Origin of the sequence: Paraburkholderia phenoliruptrix, assembly GCF_019511605.1 — a bacterium.
GTDB classification, from domain to species: Bacteria; Pseudomonadota; Gammaproteobacteria; order Burkholderiales; family Burkholderiaceae; genus Paraburkholderia; species Paraburkholderia phenoliruptrix_A.
The window spans coordinates 172,381-185,924 of the sequence record NZ_JAEUAV010000006.1 but is presented as its reverse complement, the minus strand read 5'-3'; the positions used below and the strand labels follow the sequence as shown (position 1 = coordinate 185,924).

At 63.3% G+C, this 13,544-nt stretch carries 14 protein-coding genes; 12 read left to right on the top strand and 2 right to left on the bottom strand.

Translation table 11 applies throughout. The features are described from left to right. The first annotated feature begins 101 nt into the window (after positions 1–101). A complete protein-coding gene (locus JNB89_RS11270; protein WP_135891122.1) occupies positions 102–1,664 on the top strand; it encodes an FAD-dependent monooxygenase in 1,563 nt (520 codons plus the stop codon). Between the two features lie 58 nt (positions 1,665–1,722). Here JNB89_RS11270 and JNB89_RS11265 read toward each other — a convergent pair whose 3' ends face one another. Then, the gene (locus tag JNB89_RS11265) at positions 1,723–2,487 is read right to left on the bottom strand and encodes a hypothetical protein (protein ID WP_135891123.1); all 765 of its coding nucleotides are present in this window, start codon (positions 2,485–2,487) and stop codon (positions 1,723–1,725) included. A gap of 289 nt (positions 2,488–2,776) precedes the next feature. Here JNB89_RS11265 and JNB89_RS11260 point away from each other — a divergent pair, with 289 nt between their 5' ends. Continuing rightward, entirely contained in the window at positions 2,777–3,766 is a 990-nt protein-coding gene (locus JNB89_RS11260; protein ID WP_220362229.1) for an IclR family transcriptional regulator, read from the top strand. A 19-nt stretch (positions 3,767–3,785) separates the two neighbouring features. On the opposite strand, the gene JNB89_RS11255 is transcribed toward JNB89_RS11260, so the two are convergent. Next, positions 3,786–4,913, bottom strand: coding sequence for a porin (locus tag JNB89_RS11255; RefSeq protein ID WP_222858222.1), 1,128 nt, complete (start codon positions 4,911–4,913; stop codon positions 3,786–3,788). A 379-nt stretch (positions 4,914–5,292) separates the two neighbouring features. On the opposite strand from JNB89_RS11255, the gene JNB89_RS11250 reads away from it, so the two are divergent. Genes JNB89_RS11250 through JNB89_RS11205 form a run of 10 tightly spaced genes read left to right on the top strand, consistent with a single transcriptional unit; the run spans position 5,293 to position 13,511 of the window. Next, a complete protein-coding gene (locus tag JNB89_RS11250; RefSeq protein ID WP_013342467.1) occupies positions 5,293–5,607 on the top strand; it encodes a non-heme iron oxygenase ferredoxin subunit in 315 nt (104 codons plus the stop codon). Between the two features lies 1 nt (position 5,608). Continuing rightward, positions 5,609–5,920 (top strand): recombinase-like helix-turn-helix domain-containing protein, encoded by a 312-nt coding sequence (locus JNB89_RS11245; RefSeq protein WP_220362228.1) that lies wholly within the window; start codon positions 5,609–5,611, stop codon positions 5,918–5,920. Positions 5,921–5,969: 49 nt separating this feature from the next. Further along, positions 5,970–7,073: an aromatic ring-hydroxylating oxygenase subunit alpha gene (locus tag JNB89_RS11240; protein WP_220362227.1), complete on the top strand. Its 1,104-nt coding sequence runs from the start codon at positions 5,970–5,972 to the stop codon at positions 7,071–7,073. Beyond that, entirely contained in the window at positions 7,066–7,833 is a 768-nt protein-coding gene (locus JNB89_RS11235; RefSeq protein ID WP_220362226.1) for an SDR family oxidoreductase, read from the top strand. Before JNB89_RS11240 ends, JNB89_RS11235 begins: the two co-directional genes overlap by 8 nt. A gap of 26 nt (positions 7,834–7,859) precedes the next feature. Then, positions 7,860–8,387 (top strand): cupin domain-containing protein, encoded by a 528-nt coding sequence (locus tag JNB89_RS11230; RefSeq protein ID WP_220362225.1) that lies wholly within the window; start codon positions 7,860–7,862, stop codon positions 8,385–8,387. Positions 8,388–8,423: 36 nt separating this feature from the next. Continuing rightward, entirely contained in the window at positions 8,424–9,353 is a 930-nt protein-coding gene (locus tag JNB89_RS11225; protein WP_220362224.1) for an alpha/beta fold hydrolase, read from the top strand. After that, a complete protein-coding gene (locus JNB89_RS11220; RefSeq protein ID WP_220362223.1) occupies positions 9,350–10,234 on the top strand; it encodes an IclR family transcriptional regulator in 885 nt (294 codons plus the stop codon). Before JNB89_RS11225 ends, JNB89_RS11220 begins: the two co-directional genes overlap by 4 nt. Next, a complete protein-coding gene (locus JNB89_RS11215; RefSeq protein ID WP_220362222.1) occupies positions 10,231–11,037 on the top strand; it encodes an SDR family oxidoreductase in 807 nt (268 codons plus the stop codon). Before JNB89_RS11220 ends, JNB89_RS11215 begins: the two co-directional genes overlap by 4 nt. Continuing rightward, on the top strand, positions 11,030–12,688 hold the full coding sequence (locus JNB89_RS11210; protein WP_220362221.1) for a thiamine pyrophosphate-binding protein: 1,659 nt from the start codon (positions 11,030–11,032) through the stop codon (positions 12,686–12,688). Before JNB89_RS11215 ends, JNB89_RS11210 begins: the two co-directional genes overlap by 8 nt. Beyond that, positions 12,681–13,511 (top strand): aspartate dehydrogenase, encoded by an 831-nt coding sequence (locus tag JNB89_RS11205; RefSeq protein ID WP_220362220.1) that lies wholly within the window; start codon positions 12,681–12,683, stop codon positions 13,509–13,511. Before JNB89_RS11210 ends, JNB89_RS11205 begins: the two co-directional genes overlap by 8 nt. The last annotated feature ends 33 nt before the right edge of the window (positions 13,512–13,544 follow it).

The following is a 13,544-nucleotide window of genomic DNA, read 5'->3' as shown; positions in this document are numbered from 1 at the left end:
CCGCGACGAACATCTGACGCTGACAAGGCGTCCAAACGTTCGTCCGTGTGATTCTCAAACCTGAGGAACGCTCCGGTCGGACATCGACACAGGAGCCGTTCATGCACAGCCAGTTTCACCCTATCTACGACGTTGTAATCGCCGGAGCCGGCCCCGTCGGCCTGTTTCTCGCCTGCGAACTGCGCCTGTCGGACCTGTCGGTCCTGGTGCTGGAGCGCGCCCCAGTCCCCAACTCTCCGTTAAAGCGCCTTCCGTTCGGAATGCGCGGTCTTTCCGCGCCGACGCTTGAAGCGCTGTATCGCCGCGGCTTGCTGGACGAGCTAATCGACGCGCAGCGCGCGAACGCTGACTCGCGTGCGGCTCGCCCGGCCGCGCACTGGATGCAGCAGCCGCGCCGGCCCGCGGGCCATTTCGCGGGCATACAGTTCTATCACGACAACATCGACGCGTCGAAGTGGCCGTATCGCCTGCCAGGTCCGGCCGACACCAGCATGGCTGTCACGTTGGAGACGCTTGAAGCGGTGCTGGCCCGCCGGGCCAGTGCAATGGGAGTCGAGGTTCGGCGCGGCTTCGGTGTGGACGGATTGCAGATGTCGGACGACGGCGTGACCGTTCACGCCGGCGGAGCGACCTTTCGCGGACGCTGGCTCGTCGGTTGCGACGGCGGCCGCAGCACAGTGCGCAAGGCAGGCGCCTTTGACTTCGTGGGCACCGAACCTGAATTCACCGGCTATTCCGTTGAAGTCGAGATGGCCGATCCGCAAGCGCTGCGTCGTGGCCGGCACTATACGCCGACCGGCATGTACACCTTTGCGCAGCCAGGCACGATTGCGATGGTCGAATTCGACGGCGGCGCGTGCCACCGGCGTGAGCCGGTCACGCTCGAACATGTGGAGGCGGTATTGCGCCGCGTGTGCGGCGCGCACATCGCGCTGACCAGGCTTCGACTCGCTACCACCTGGACGGATCGCGCGTACCAAACCACGGCGTATCGCAAAGGACGGGTGCTGCTCGCAGGCGATGCCGCTCATATTCACTCTCCGCTGGGCGGTCAAGGGCTCAATCTCGGGATTGGCGATGCGATGAACCTCGGTTGGAAGCTGGCGTCCACGATTCGTGGCGATGCGCCGGCCGGTCTGCTCGACAGCTATCAGCGAGAGCGGCACCCAGTGGGGGCGAACGTGCTCGACTGGTCACGCGCGCAAGTGGCGCTCATGCGGCCCACCCAAAGCACGCGAGCGCTCGAAGCGATCATCCGCGACCTCATGGAGACCCGCGATGGCTCGACGTATTTCGCCGAGCGCGTGTGGGGCGTGTCTCTACGCTACGATTCTGGAGGCAGTCATCCGCTCGCGGGCCGTAGCGTTCCAGATTTCAAACTGGCCGACGGGACGAAGGTTGGAACCCTTCTGCGCGCAGGCAAGGGCCTTTTTCTGGACTTCGACGCGCTCGCATCGCTCGAAGCGCTTACGAGCCATTGGCGCGAGCGGGTCACCTATGTCGCGGGCGACGTGCGGGACCGGCTCGGCTTAAGCGCTGTACTGGTGCGTCCTGACGGGTTCGTTGCGTGGGCAAGCGAAACTGTCCCGAACGACGAAGAGGTTATCCGGGCCTTATCGGAATGGTTCGGCGAACCTGCGGACACAGGCGGGGCCACCTGGTAGACGGCGAGCGCGTGGGCGTTGGTGAACGCAAACATGCGTAGCCTTGCTGCGGGTCCTGCTATTTTCCGAGTGATTGTTGGAGCCTGACGAGGTCTTGCGGCTCGACACGAATGATCCCTCCGCGCGGACTGTCTATGTCTGCAATCAGAGCCAGAGACAACGCGACGGTGAACGGCAGTATCGCCAGCAACGCGCCTCGTCGTAGCCGTCCTTTCGCGCCGTAGCCTTGAATGGTGCAGCCAAATAATGCGATTGCGATCATCAGAAACCACGCACCCAGAGGAATATGGTTGATGCGCGCTGCTTCGGCATAGTCCTGTGAATTCAGAACGTCGTTCATTCCTGCGACCACGAGAGCGCCTATTGGCGTCGCATGCGTCTCGGCCACCTGCGTGGCTAGCTTCCAGAGGTCGGCTTGCGCAGTGGCCGTATCGCGATCGAGTTGCGCGAGTTCGTGCGGATCGCGGGTTCGATAATGGGCGAGCCGCAACCGCAGGTAGTCTGCGAGCCGTTCCTTGATGCGGGCCGCGTTCGCAGGACCGGCCAGATCGGCCCGGACATATTCCGTTCCAATCGCATTCGCCTCACCTTCTTCAAGATTTTTTCGCTGATCATAACGGCCGACAGCCATCGATAAACTGAAGCCGATCAGCAATGCCAACAGTGTCAGCGTAGATGTCTGGATGAGATTGAAGTCTTCGCGATCGTCGGCGCGCAATTCGACGAGGCGACGCAGAACGAATGCGCCGAACGCCACCGCGCCGGTGAACAACACGAGAAGAACCAGGAAAAGCACTGCCGGATGATCTACCAATGCTGCCATGAATTTCTCCCTTCATCGCCAGTCTTGAGATACCACGAGCGTGTGTGCGAGGACCTGCTCCCTGGTCCGTGTCTAACAGTAGACGATGTTGGCCAAAGGTGGAATCCACAAAGCGTAATCGCCGTGAAAACCGGCTTGCTGTCGGCGGCATCCCGCTAGTGTCCGGCAGCTACCCGGAACCCGTCACCGCAACGAGGTTTCGCGCTGCGGAGCTGCAATGAGGCACGGCATCGCAAAGACGCTATCATGACGATCTGACTTCCACGAACAGCAGAAAGCGGCAGCCAAGATGGCAAAAGAAGAGCAGACAGGAGCGGGACGCAAACCGGCAAGGCCACGCGCTGCAACGGCGCCGGCTTCGCACGACGACGCCATTTCGCGGGCACAGCCAGGCGGCGCAGACTGGACCGCGTCACCGGCCGGCGCGAGCCCCGACGAAGACAACGCCGCTGGCTCGACGTATCTCGTGCCGGGTCTCGAGCGCGGGTTGCGCATTCTTGCCGAATTCAGCGCGCGCGAGCCGGTGCTTGGCGCACCTGAACTGTCCAAGCGCATCGGCATTCCGCGAACCACTACATTCCGCCTGTTGCAGACGCTGGAGGCACTCGGCTTTCTCGAACGCGTGAACGGCGACCGTTACTTCCGCCTGAGCGTCGCGGTGCTGCGGCTCGGTTTCGAATACCTGAATTCGCTGGAACTGACCGACGTCGGCACGCCGATTCTCGAACGTCTGCGTGACGCCACGGGCCTGAGTACGCATCTGCTGATTCGCGATCAACGCGACGTGGTGTTCGTCGGCAAGGCGCAGACTCACGAGCCCATGTTCAGCTCCGTCAAAGTGCATGTCGGCACGCGTTTGCCGGCACATGCAACGGTGCACGGTCAGGTGCTGATGGGCGACCTGACTTTCGACGAACTGCGTCAGCTATATCCCGAGCCGCAACTCGAGCGTTTCACCGAACGCACGCCCGCCACTGTCGAAGAACTGTACGGAAGAGTGCGCGAAAGCGCGGCGCTCGGCTATGCGTTGAGCGAGGCGTCGTTCGAGCGGGGCATTTCGGTGGTGAGCGCGCCAGTGCGCGATCAGAGCGGCAAGATAGCCGCGGCGTTGACCGTCACCATTCCGCGCTCCGATCTCGGCGAGGCCGAAGAGCGCGAGCCGCTCATCGCCGCGGTTTGCCAGGCGGCGCTCGAGTTGTCCGAGCGGCTCGGCCATCGGCCGCGGCCTGACGATCCCACGGCCCTGCAGGCTCGCCGCAAACCGGTCGCGGCGAGCTAGTCCAGCTTCGCGATCAGAATCAGAACGAGTGGTGGATGCCGGTCAGAACGATGGTCTGGTTCCGGCCGCTCGACACACCCGCGGTGAAGAACGCGGCTTTGGTGTTGGAGCTTGCGCGCTCGTACAGCGCGTTCACATACAACTGCGTCGACTTGGACAACGCGTACACATCGCCAATCTCGAACTGGGTCCAGCGGTGTCCGGCCAAGGTGGTGGTCGCGGCGCCGCCGGATACGCTGTTAAACGGCGTGAACTGGTAGTTCGCGCCCACGTCGTAGCTCTGGAACGTGTCCGAATGCCCTGCCGACTCCAGTTTGACTCGCGTGTACAGGCCGTGCACGAGCAGCTTGCCAAACTGGTATGACAGCCCCGCGCCCATGTTCTGCACTTTGTCCGCGCTATAGCTGGCCGCGGCCACGCCCTGGAAATTTCCAATGCCGGTGGTCACGATAGACGGCGTGCGATTGTGTTCGTTCGCATAGGTTGCGCCGGCCTTGAACGGACCGTTCGCATAGCTAAGCGCAAAACTCAGCGTCTTGCCGGTTGAAAAGTTGGTGGTGTTGCCCAGCCCCATCATCGCGCCAAATGAGAAGCCGCTGAAGCTCGCGGAGCGGAACTTCACCGAATTGTCGAACGGCACGACTCCCGTGTCGGCGAGTTCGTCGAGATTGCCCGGATGGAACGCATACCAGCTCGCGGCCAGGTAGGCCGTGCTGAGCGGGCCCAACACGTCGAAGCTGAACGGCGTCTGATGACCCAGCGTCAGCGTGCCGATCCTGTCGGAACTCAAGCCCACGAATGCCTGGCGATTAAACAGCGTGCCCGACTTCGCGAATGCGCCAGTGTTCGTGTAGAAGCCGTTTTCCAGCTGAAAGATCGTCTTCAGCCCGCCACCGAGATCCTCCACGCCCTTCAGGCCCCAGCGGTCCGGCTGCATGTTGCCCTGTTCCTCGATCCACTTCGAGTGGCCACCCGCATTGCTGATGTACGCAATGCCGGCATCCAGGCTGCCGTATAGCGTGACGCTGCTCTGCGCCCATGCACCTGTCGTGGCGCAGATTGCCGTCAAGCCGGCCGCAATGATGTGCTTCACCGTTGGTTCTCCTGATTGCACGACGGATGGCTCGCACCTTCCGGCGTCCCTCATCTTCACTTGGGGTTGACGCAGTTCTGAACGAGCGCCAGAACTGCTGCGTTTTGTGTTCCACCTATGGGCGTTCGTATCGCCTATGGAAAGTATAGAGACTCCGAAAGTGGTCAAAATAAATTTTCGGTGTCCGTATAAACCCGGGGCTCCGCCGCGGCCGTTGCCGCCCTCTAACCGTGAAAGCGCCGCCCCGTAAGCCTCTACGCTCGAGTGGCGGCTTGGGTCCATCCACGCAATGATGTGTTGCGAAAGCCACAGTCAGTGTTTTCCCCTAACGCTTCAGATTTTTATTTTTTCTCGCCGGACGCACTCCTATAATTATCCATACACGAACTAATGTTCCTTATATGGAACAGAGAGCTTCAGGAGAAGGCGAGAAATGACTGAACAATGGCGCTGCGCCGGCCATGCCGGCGACCTGTCCGAAGATGCGCCGCTCGAGTTCAAGCTCGACGGCACGGAGATCGGCATCTACAAGGTGGGCGACGCGTTGTACGCGCTGGAAAACGTCTGCCCCCATGCATACGCGCTGCTGACGCAGGGTTTCATTGACGGCGACACCGTCGAATGCCCGCTGCACGAGGCCGTATTTCACATTCCGACGGGCAAATGCCTGAAAGAGCCCGGCGGCCGCGACCTGAAGATGTATTCGGTGCGCCTTGCCGGTGAAGAAATCCAGATCAAGGTGGAATGACATGCGAGAGGTAGCCGTGAACTTCAATCCCTTCCTGAAGCCGTGGCTCGCGCCGCAGCCGAACAACGTCGCCGGCAAGGGCGTGATCGAAAAGCCGGGCGAGACGGAGAACCTCATCTGGCAAACGCGCAAGGCCGAGCCGACGCAGTACGAGAACGACTTCGGCGACGCGCTCGAAAAAGTTTTCGAAGCCGGCGCGCTCGAGTTGCAGGAAGTCGTCGACGGTTTGAACGGCATCGGTTTTCGCACGCCCGAAGGCAACGCATGGAACGCCGAGCGTCTTGCCGCCGAATTCCGTCTGCTCGCCGAATAAGCGCGCTTTTCCGAACACGTTTTCTCGCATTCGCACCCGGAGTCTCTTCATGACGTCCCCCACTACAGGTCAACACGCAGCCGATCCGATCCAGTCGTATCTGGATCGTGGACTGCGCAACTACTGGTATCCCGTCGCGCCGAGCTGGCAAGTCGGCGATGCGCCGGTCGGCATTACCCGCCTCGGCGATCAGATCGTGCTGTGGCGCGACAAGGAAGCCAAAGTCCACGCGCTGGAAGACCGCTGCCCGCATCGCGGCGCGCGTCTGTCGCTTGGCTGGAACCTCGGCGGCAGTGTCGCGTGCTGGTATCACGGCATCGAGGTGAACGGCAGCGGCACGGTCACCAAAGTGCCGGCCGTGTCCGCGTGCCCGCTGGAAGGTCAGAAGTGCGTCAAGTCGTATCCGGCTCAAGAGCATGCGGGCGCAATCTTCCTGTGGTTCGGCGACGACGCGCACAAGGAGCCCGCGCCGCTGCAATTGCCGCAGGAACTGGTCGGCGAGGAGTACGCGAGCTTCCTCTGCATGTCTAACTGGAAGTGCAATTACCAGTACGCGATCGACAACGTGATGGACCCGATGCACGGCGCCTATCTGCACGCGACGTCGCACTCCATGGCTGAAGGCGACAAGCAGGCGGACATGCGTGTGCGCAAGACGGAAACCGGCCTGATGTTCGAAAAGGTCGGTCAGCGCGACGTCAACTTCGACTGGGTCGAACTCGGTGAAACCGGCTGCCTGTGGATGCGCCTCGCGATTCCGTACAAGAAGAAGTTCGGCCCGGGCGGCAACTTCGGGATCATCGGCTTCGCCGTTCCCGTCGACGAAAACAACTGCCAGGTGTATTTCTGGCGCACCCGCAAAGTGCAAGGCTGGCAGCGCGACGCATGGCGGTTCATGTACCGCAACCGGCTGGAAGGTCTGCATTGGGCAGTGCTCGAACAGGACCGCTATGTACTCGAAAGCATGGCGCCGAATGCGCGCGAGCACGAGTTCCTTTATCAGCACGACGTCGGCATGACGCGTGTTCGCCGCATGCTGCGTCAGCGTGCGCAACAGGACTTTGCCGCGCTCGACGCGCATCGCAGCACTGCGCAGCAGCCGCCTCAAGCAGGCGCAGTCCACGCCGCAGCCGCGGGCCACGGTCATGCATGAGCACACGCCGATAGCGCTCGATGGTCGGCGCGTTCTCGTGACGGGCGGCGCGCGCGGGCTCGGCGCGGCGTTCGTGCGCGCGTTGGTGCAAGCCGGTGCGCAAGTGGTGTTCGGCGACGTGCTGCATGACGAAGGCGGCGCGCTCGCCACGTCGCTGCGCGAGCAGGGCCACGCAGCGACGTATCTGCCGCTCGACCTCGCCAATCCCGAAAGCATTACGCAATTCGCTGCGCAAGGCGCCGCGCAACTCGGCGGTATCGACGCACTCATCAACAACGCGGCCATCACCAATTCGGGCGGCAAGTTGGCCGACGAGTTGTCGGTCGCTACATGGGACGCCGTCATGAACGTCAACGTGCGCGGCACCTGGTTGATGAGCACGGCCGCGCTGCCCTATCTGCGTGACTCGGGGCGCGGCGCGATTGTGAACATTGCGTCGGACACGGCGATGTGGGGCGCGCCGAAGCTGCTCGCCTATGTGGCCAGCAAGGGTGCCGTGATCTCGATGACGCGTTCGCTCTCACGCGAGTTCGGCGCGCACCAGGTGACGGTCAATGCGATCGCGCCCGGCCTCACGGAGGTCGAGGCGACTGCGTACGTGCCGGCCGAGCGGCATCAGTATTACCTGCAAGGTCGTGCGCTTACCCGCGCGCAGGTGCCCGACGACGTGACGGGCCCGGCGTTGTTCCTGTTGTCCGACGCCGCGCGCTTCGTGACTGGCCAACTGCTGCCGGTGAACGGCGGCTTCGTGATGAATTGATCTTGTCGAATCGAAAGGAGAAAGAGATGGCGGACGCCGATATCGAACGCAAATCGTGGGAGCAACCCGCGGATGCGAGCTTTGCACAGTGGCTCGACAGTCGCGTCGCGCGCCTGGAAACGCGCCGCTACGACTGGGATGCGCTCAAGTTCCAGGCGGACTACGACCCGAAGTATCGCCGCGCCCAGATGCGCTATGTGGGCACGGGCGGCACGGGTGTCGCGAAGGACGTGAACACGGTGCCCGCAGGCGGTTTTACGTTTTCGACCATGCTGATCCCGGCCGGCAATATCGGCCCGAGCCATATTCATATGGACGTCGAAGAAATTTTCTTCGTGCTGCGCGGCAAGATGAAAGTGATCTGCGAGAAAGACGGCGAGACCTGGGAGGCGGTGCTCGGGGAGCGCGACCTGATTTCCGTGCCGCCCGGCGTGTATCGCACGGAAATCAACATCGGTGAAGAAGATGCGCTGATGTGCGTGATGCTCGGCTCGCCGAAGCCGATCACGCCGACCTATCCGCCCGATTCGCCGCTTGCGAAGCTAAAGCGCTAAGCCAGCATCCTCGTGAAAACCGCCGCAATAGAACCCATGTCCGCAGTCGCGTCCGACGCCGTCGCTGCGCCTCGCACGCTGCAAGCGCGCGTGGCGCGCTTTCCGGCGCGCACAGTTGTTTTGGCATCGCAACGCGTGGTCGGCTATCGCGAAGCCGACGATGCGAGCCGCGTGGCGCACGACGCATTGCCGCTCGTGCTGCTGCACGGTATTGGTTCCGGCGCCGCTTCATGGGTGCAGCAACTGGAGGCGGAGGGCGCAAGCCGCCGCATACTGGCGTGGGATGCGCCGGGTTACGGCGAGTCCACGCCGGTTGCCCCCATGTCACCCGTTGCAAGCGATTACGCGAGCGTGCTGGGCGAATGGCTCGACGCGCTGGGTGTCGGACGTTGCGTGCTGGTCGGCCATTCGCTTGGCGCGATCATCGCGGGGTCGTTTGCTGCGGCTCAGCCGTCGCGCGTCGCCGGTCTGCTGCTGTTGTCTCCCGCAGGCGGCTACGGCACGGCCTGCGCTGAAGTGCGCGACGCGAAGCGCGATCAGCGTCTTGCGATGCTGAACGAACTCGGCCCACAGGGGCTCGCGCAACAGCGCAGCGCCAATATGTTGTCGGCCCACGCAAGCGAAGACGCGCGCGCATGGGTGCGCTGGAATATGTCGCGCGTGATTCCGCACGGCTATGCGCAGGCCACGCAACTGCTCGCCAACGGGGATCTCGCCGCCGATCTCGCGTGCTTCAAAGGCCGCGTCAACGTCGCGGTCGGCGCAGACGACACCATTACGACTCCCGCTGCTTGCGAGCGCCTCGCGCTCGTTGCCGGCACTCAATTGCAGATCGTGCCGCGCGCGGGCCACGCCGGCTATATCGAAGCAGGCGCCGCGTACAACACGATCATCGACACGTTCTGCCGCGTAAGCGCCGGAGCACGGGGCCAATCAGCGGAGCCAATCAGCGGAGCCAATGAATGACGCCCGACGCCATTAACGAACGCGACGCAGACGACGAGCGTAACAGCGAGAGCAGCGACTCCAGCTATCGCGTGCCGGGACTGGAGCGCGGTCTGAAGATACTGACCGAGTTTTCGCCGCGCGAGCCGGTTCTCGGCGCCCCGGAATTATCCAGGCGACTCGGAATTCCTCGCACGACTGTTTTCCGTCTGCTGCAAACGCTCGAGTCGCTCGGCTTTCTCGAACGCGCCGACAAGGACCGTCACTATCGGCTCGGCGTCGCGGTGCTGCGCCTCGGTTTCGAGTACCTGAGCTCGCTCGAATTGACCGATCTGGGCCTGCCGATCATCGAGGCATTGCGCGACGAGACGGGCCTGACCACGCACATCGTGATTCGCGATGGACGTGACGTCGTGTTCGTCGCGAAAGCGCAAAGCCACGCGCCGATTTTCAGCTCCGTGAAGGTCAACGTCGGCACGCGCCTGCCTGCGTATGCCACGACGCACGGTCAGGTGCTGATGGGCGACATGACGCTCGAAGAACTGAAGAGGCTTTATCCCGAGCCGGAACTCGAGCGCTTCACGAGGCAGACGCCCGCCACGGTGGAGGACCTGTACGAGCGGATTCGCGACGACGCGCGGCGTGGTTTCGCGATCAGCGAGTCGTCGTTCGAACGCGGCATTTCGGTGGTGAGCGCGCCGGTGCGCAACGACACGGGGCGCATCGTGGCCGTGATCACGACCACTATTCCGCGCCAGGAAATCGACGCGTCGCTGCTGGACAGCGGCCTCGTCGACAAGGTGCGCCGCGCGGCCGACGAACTTTCGCAGCGGCTCAATTTCCGGCCGGGCAACGGTTCGAACTCCGGCAGCAAATACATGAAAGCACTGGGACTCAAATGATTCGAATCGATCTGAGCGGACAGGTGGCGGTGGTAACGGGCGGCTCGTCCGGTATCGGCCTCGCGTGCGCGGAACTGTTTCTGCAAGCCGGTGCGTCGGTAGCGATTTGCGGGCGCGACACGGAGCGCCTCGCGCAAGCCGAGGCCGCGCTCAACGCGCGGTTTCCAGGTGCGCGGCTGCTCGCGAGCCGTTGCGACGTGCTTGACGCCGACGACGTCCGCGCTTTTGCACAAGCGGTACAGGCACGCTTTGGCCGCACGGACATGCTGATCAACAACGCGGGCCAGGGCCGCGTGTCGACCTTCAGCAATACGAGCGACGAAGCCTGGCGCGAAGAACTCGACCTCAAGTACTTCAGCGTGATTCGCCCGAGCCGAGCTTTCCTGCCGATGCTAAGCGATGCCGCGAGTGCGGGCAATGCGGCGATTGTCTGCGTGAATTCGCTGCTCGCGTTGCAACCCGAACCTCATATGGTGGCGACCTCGTCGGCGCGTGCTGGCGTGCAGAACCTTATCAAGTCGCTCGCGGTGGAACTTGCCCCGCGGCGCATTCGCGTCAATTCCATTCTGATTGGCATTGTCGAGTCGGGGCAATGGCGCCGCCGTTACGCGAAAGAAGCGCAGCCGGACCAGAGCTGGGAAGACTGGACCGCCGAACTGGCGCGCAAGAAGAACATTCCGCTGGGCCGCTTCGGCAAACCCGAAGAAGCCGCTCAAGCGCTCTTTTATCTGGCTACGACGCTGTCGTCCTACACGACGGGCAGTCACATCGATGTTTCTGGAGGCGTTGCACGACATGTCTAATCAAACTACCGTTGGCGAGCTGATCGCCGCCTTTCTCGAGCAATGCGGCGTGAAAACCGCATTCGGCGTGATCTCGATCCACAACATGCCGATTCTCGACGCGATCCATAAGCGCGGCAAGATCCGCTACGTCGGCGCTCGCGGCGAAGCCGGCGCAGTGAACATGGCCGACGGTCTCGCGCGTGTCTCCGGCGGCCTAGGTGTGGCGTTTACGAGCACGGGCACCGCTGCGGGCAACGCGGCGGGCGCAATGGTCGAGGCGCTGACCGCGGGCACGGCACTGCTGCATGTGACGGGGCAGATCGAAACCGAATACCTCGACAAAGATCTCGCCTACATTCACGAAGCACCGGACCAGTTGTCGATGCTTCAGTCCATTTCGAAGGCCGCGTATCGCGTGCGTTCGGTCGAAACTGCATTGCCCACCATCCGCGAAGCCGTGCGCGTTGCGCAAACCGCGCCGAGCGGTCCGGTGAGCGTCGAAATTCCAATCGACATTCAAGCGGCCGCAATCGAATGGCCCGCCGATCTGGCCGCCCCGCATATCGGCACGCTCACGCATAGCACGCAGCGCGTCGCCGATCTCGCCGGGCAACTCGCGAAGGCGAAGCGCCCGCTGTTGTGGCTGGGCGGCGGCGCGCGTCATGCGACGCACGCCGTGGAGCGCCTCGTCGCACTCGGCTTCGGCGTGGTGACGAGCGTGCAGGGGCGCGGCGTGTTGCCGGAAGATCACCCGGCCTCGCTCGGTGCCTTCAATGTGCACGCCGCAGTGGAAAGCTTGTATAAGACGTGCGATGCATTGGTGGTCGTCGGTTCGCGTCTGCGCGGCAATGAGACGCTCAAATACAAGCTCGCACTGCCGCAACCGCTCTATCGCATCGACGCCGATGCGCTTGCCGATAACCGCGGCTATCGCAACGAGATGTTCGTGCACGGCGACGCCAAAGCGGTTCTTGAAGAACTCGCGACGCTGCTGGAAGGCCGCCTGAAGGTCGATCCCGCATTCGCGCAGGATCTTGCCGCCGCGCGCGAAAGTGCCGTCGCCGACGTGGGCAAGGGCCTAGGGCCCTACAAGCGTCTGGTGGATGCGCTCCAGGCAGCGGTGGGCCGCGACTACAACTGGGTGCGCGACGTCACCATTTCGAACAGCACGTGGGGCAACCGCATGCTGAAGATCTTCTCGCCGCGCGCGGGCGTGCATGCGTTGGGCGGCGGCATCGGCCAAGGCATGCAGATGGGCATCGGCGCGGCGCTCGCGGGCAGCGCGGCAAAAACAGTATGCCTCGTCGGCGACGGCGGCCTGATGGTGAACGTGGGCGAACTCGCCACTGCCGTGCAGGAAAACGCGAACGTGATGATCGTGCTGATGAACGACCAATGCTACGGCGTGATCCGCAACATTCAGGACGCGCAGTACGGCGGGCGCCGCTGCTACGTCGATCTGCACCAGCCCGATTTTGCGCAGTTCTGCGAGAGCCTGAAGCTCACGCATTACCGCATCAAGTCGCTCGATCAGGCGGACGCGATCATTCGCGAGGGCATGGCGAGAACCGGTCCGGTGCTGGTCGAAGTGGACATGCTGTCGGTCGGCTCGTTTGCCACTGCATTTGCGGGCCCGCCCGTGAAAGAAGAGGAGCCTGAACATGCGTGAAGCGGGCTACGCGGGGCACCACGCTCCCGTCGATGTCGCGATGATCGGCTTCGGCGCGATTGGCCAGGCGGTGTATCGCTCGGTTGCCGCCGATCCGACAGTGCGCGTGTCGCACGTGATCGTGCCGCAGCGGCACATGGCGTCGGTGCGTGAAGTGGTCGGCGCTTCGGTGGATGTGGTGGCCTCCGTCTCCGCGCTGAGCAGCCAGCCGCATTTCGCATTGGAATGCGCAGGGCACTGCGCGCTCGTCGATCACGTGGTGCCGCTTCTCAAAGCCGGCACCGACTGCGCGGTGGCGTCGATCGGCGCCTTGTCGGACGTGATGTTGCTCGACGCATTGTCGGCCGCAGCCGATGAAGGCGACGCGACCTTGACGCTGCTGTCGGGCGCAATAGGCGGCGTGGATGCGTTGGCCGCGGCCAAGCTCGGCGGACTGGACGAAGTGCTGTACACCGGCCGCAAGCCGCCCACGGGTTGGCTCGGCACGCCCGCCGAACAGGTCTGCGACCTTAATGCGTTGCAGGAAGAGCAGGTGATCTTCGAAGGCAGCGCGCGCGAAGCGGCGCGTCTTTACCCGAAGAACGCCAACGTGGCGGCCACCATCGCACTCGCCGGCCTCGGCCTCGATCACACGACGGTCCGGCTCATTGCCGATCCGAACGTGACGCGCAACGTGCACCGCATTCTCGCGCGCGGTGCGTTCGGCGAAATGTCTCTTGAGATGTGCGGCAAGCCGCTGCCCGAGAACCCGAAGACATCCGCGTTGACCGCGTACAGCGCGATTCGCGCGCTGCGCAATCGCGCCGCGCGCTGCGTGATTTGAGGCGACTAAGCCAACGAGCCAACGAGCCAACGA